This is a genomic window from candidate division KSB1 bacterium, from assembly GCA_022562085.1.
Taxonomy (GTDB): Bacteria; Zhuqueibacterota; Zhuqueibacteria; order Oceanimicrobiales; family Oceanimicrobiaceae; genus Oceanimicrobium.
The window spans coordinates 1-3,089 of the sequence record JADFPY010000440.1; the positions used below are offsets into that span (position 1 = coordinate 1).

A 3,089-nucleotide genomic window follows, 5' to 3' on the forward strand; every position below is an offset into this window, starting at 1 on the left:
TAATAAATGGAGTTTTAAATTTCACTTTTTGTAACTTACAAATTTCTACAATTTCAAATGGCGTGTCATGATTTAGTTTTTTTTAAATGCATTTATCCGTGTCGAATCGGTGTTAACCCCGTTAGATAAAAACATCAGCTAAACAGAAAACCTAAAAACTCTTATCTAACGGGGTTAATCCGTGGCTCCAAAATATTGGTTGCGGCTTCGCCGCGCTGTGTTCCTCAGTGTTCTCAGTGTCTGTTTTGCAGAAGTCTATTAGACATTTAAATTTTTCTGCACATCTTTATCCCGATTCACTCGCCAAATTTTGGAATCCAAATAATAATGCTGCATGGCAAAACCCAGAATGAATGCTGCGAAAACCCGTTCGCCTAATCTTAAAGATGCAGGGTCTTTGATACCGGCCATCATGCCAATTGAATTTAGCAGCACCGTATCCAATTCTAAGCCACTGATTGATTTGAGCCAATCAATCCAGGGACCTTTGTAAAACCCAAATGTGAACACCAAGCCAATTAAAGCATAAATTGTAAAGTTTTTAAACAAAGCTTTCACCCACTTAAATTCTCTTGCAGTTTTCGATTTATATTTATTCTGTGCGAAGGAATAAACAATGCAATGATATTGAATGTTATGGCCGACAGTCACCAACGGCACGATAAACACGGCCATAATCGGGTGGCTAAACGCAACAAAGTGCAGCGGAATGATCGAACACATGTAGAGCAGTTTGCTGCCGTTAAGAGTTGAACCCGCTTTCCAGAGCTTGATTTGAAAGCCGATATAAAGAAGAATAATTGCCAGGTAAATTGTCCAGGCCAGCGGGTGCAGAAGGGAGCCGATACTTAAATTTGCAAAGATTGGCGCCTGCAGCCCTAAAGGTGGAAAACCCGGCGTGTTTTTGTAAAATGAGCTGGTCAGAAACATCACCAGCGGCATGTACAAAGTCAAATTAAAGAACCAATAGTCGAATTTGTTGGCGAGCGCTTCGTTATCGTTTGCTTTGCGTTTGTAAAGCGCGAAAAAGCCCCAGTGTTGGCGCACAACATGATAGTAAGCCCAAAGTCGAAAGAAGACAAAAAAGAGGATGCCGCCCAGCGCCAACGTTTCTACCGGCGTTGTGAATCCAAGAGTTGGGGTAAAAGCTCCGAAAAAGTAAGGCAACAAAATGGCCGCCGGTCCGACAAAAAACCAGATGAACGAAACGCGCAGCTCTCGTCCGCGCACCCGCCACTCGTCAGGGTCGAAAAGTGTCCGTCCGAGGGTCGCCCAAACATGGGGCGCATCCAGAATGATGGCCCAACTGAGGACCACCAGAAGCTCAAGGTTTAAAGGGATCTCGATGCCGCCAAATTGCAAAGTTAAAAATGCGTCTCGAAGCGGATCATTTAAAACCTGAATTGCATAAAAAATAATTCCTACATAAAGCCAGCCGGCGAGCGCTGAGCCGATGTAAAAAAGCAGATCTTTGCGGGGACTCAGAATCCAGTTGAATTTGATTCGTTCGGTTCGAGGTTGGGAAACTGCAGTTTGCATTTTCTAAATTAATTTCGCTTGATTCATTTCAAAGTTAATGATCCGGCAAAAAAATGCAAGAACTTTGGAGGGGGACGAATAACGGACTGAGATTTTAGTCTTTGCGAGCGTTTCTCAGCGAAGCAATCTTTTGATTAGGCAGGCTTGAGATTGCTTCGGCACGGAACGCCTCGCAAAGACGTCTTCACAATCGTTAAGAGTTTGGATTAACCTCGCGCTTTTCGAAAAATACTCGACAATCGATCCAGCCCATAAACGAGTGGCCGATTTGCAATGTGAGCCACATCTTTAATCATTTCTTTCGGATAGGAAGTGACTTTGTCCGTTCCTTCTTTAACTTTATCTATCGTTTTGCTAAACAAATGTGCGACCGGATTGACCGCCAGCATGACCGTATCGACAGTCTTTTCTTTGCTCATCCTGAGCAGTTCAACCGTCATTTTTTCCATGATGTCCGAGGTGATGAATTTGGTGGTTTTCAGGATAAAATCCGCGGAAGGGTAGAGATCTCTGTCCGACTCAATGCAGACCAATTTACAGTAGTTTTCCGTAAGAAGAGAAATGCGGGTCAGGAGCGCTGCGTTTACAAAGCCGTCTGCCAGTGAGCCAAAGATTCTATCCGCAAAAGGCACGCTTTTAATACTCTCCGTGGCAAACTTGGAAAACAACTCCTGGGCAGCGTACTCAACGCCTTCTGAGCCGCCGATGGCCATCGACAGATAAACCTTTTTTGCAATGGCCCACAAATCCTTGTTTGAAACCCGGCCGTGATATAAAATGAACAGTTCTTTGACCAGATTAACACTCGAAGATAAAATGAGAATGGCGTCCAGAAAACCGTTTTGTGAAATACTGGAACTGTAAAAAAGCCGCAGGACGTACCTCTTTCTAATTTGCTCACTTTCTTTTTCCAGCACCTCAATTGTTTTTTGATACCCTTCTTCGTTTTCCTCAATGTTTGAAAAATCAAATCCCGACTCTATTAGAAAAGGGTTGGTTTTAAATTTATTAAGACGATTCTGAATGATTTCCGGGGCTCTGTTTTTATCTTTGGTCGGTGCGTAGTTTTTGGGGATTTTGATAATTTTATAAATGGGAATGCCGATGAAATAAATGATGAACCCGAGGAGCAGTGCCAAAGTCGCGTACCCAAAAGCCGGGTGCAGAGCCCGGGTCAGGAGATAGAGTTCTAACAACTCCCGGAAAATAATGTAAATGAGAAAAAGTGAAAAGAAATAAAAGAATCGACTGAGGATTTTCATGTTAACAGGTTTACGTTACCTAAATTTTAAAAGTTTAATATGAATAACCAGTTGCAGGTATCATTTAACAAAGTCATCCTCTAACCTTAAAACAAAATCATGTTTCCCACCGAATTGCGCCGAAGTCACCGAAGCTCACCGAATTTAGTTTGATTTGAAAATTGTAAATTAGTCTGCGCTTATGTTTTTTAAAATCATTTTGAAGCACCAAACGTTAAATTGCAAAACGGCGGCGATTCGGTGTCCCTCGGCGCAATTCGGTGTATTTCGGTGGAAATTATTTTCACC

Annotated in this window: 2 protein-coding genes; both read right to left on the minus strand. The window is 42.5% G+C overall.

The window, feature by feature from the left end; genetic code table 11:
- Window positions 1–258: 258 nt before the first annotated feature.
- Window positions 259–1,539, minus strand: a complete 1,281-nt coding sequence (locus tag IH879_21920; GenBank protein ID MCH7677584.1) for a hypothetical protein — start codon at window positions 1,537–1,539, stop codon at window positions 259–261.
- A 206-nt stretch (window positions 1,540–1,745) separates the two neighbouring features.
- Window positions 1,746–2,801, minus strand: coding sequence for a DUF697 domain-containing protein (locus IH879_21925; protein ID MCH7677585.1), 1,056 nt, complete (start codon window positions 2,799–2,801; stop codon window positions 1,746–1,748).
- Window positions 2,802–3,089 lie beyond the last annotated feature (288 nt).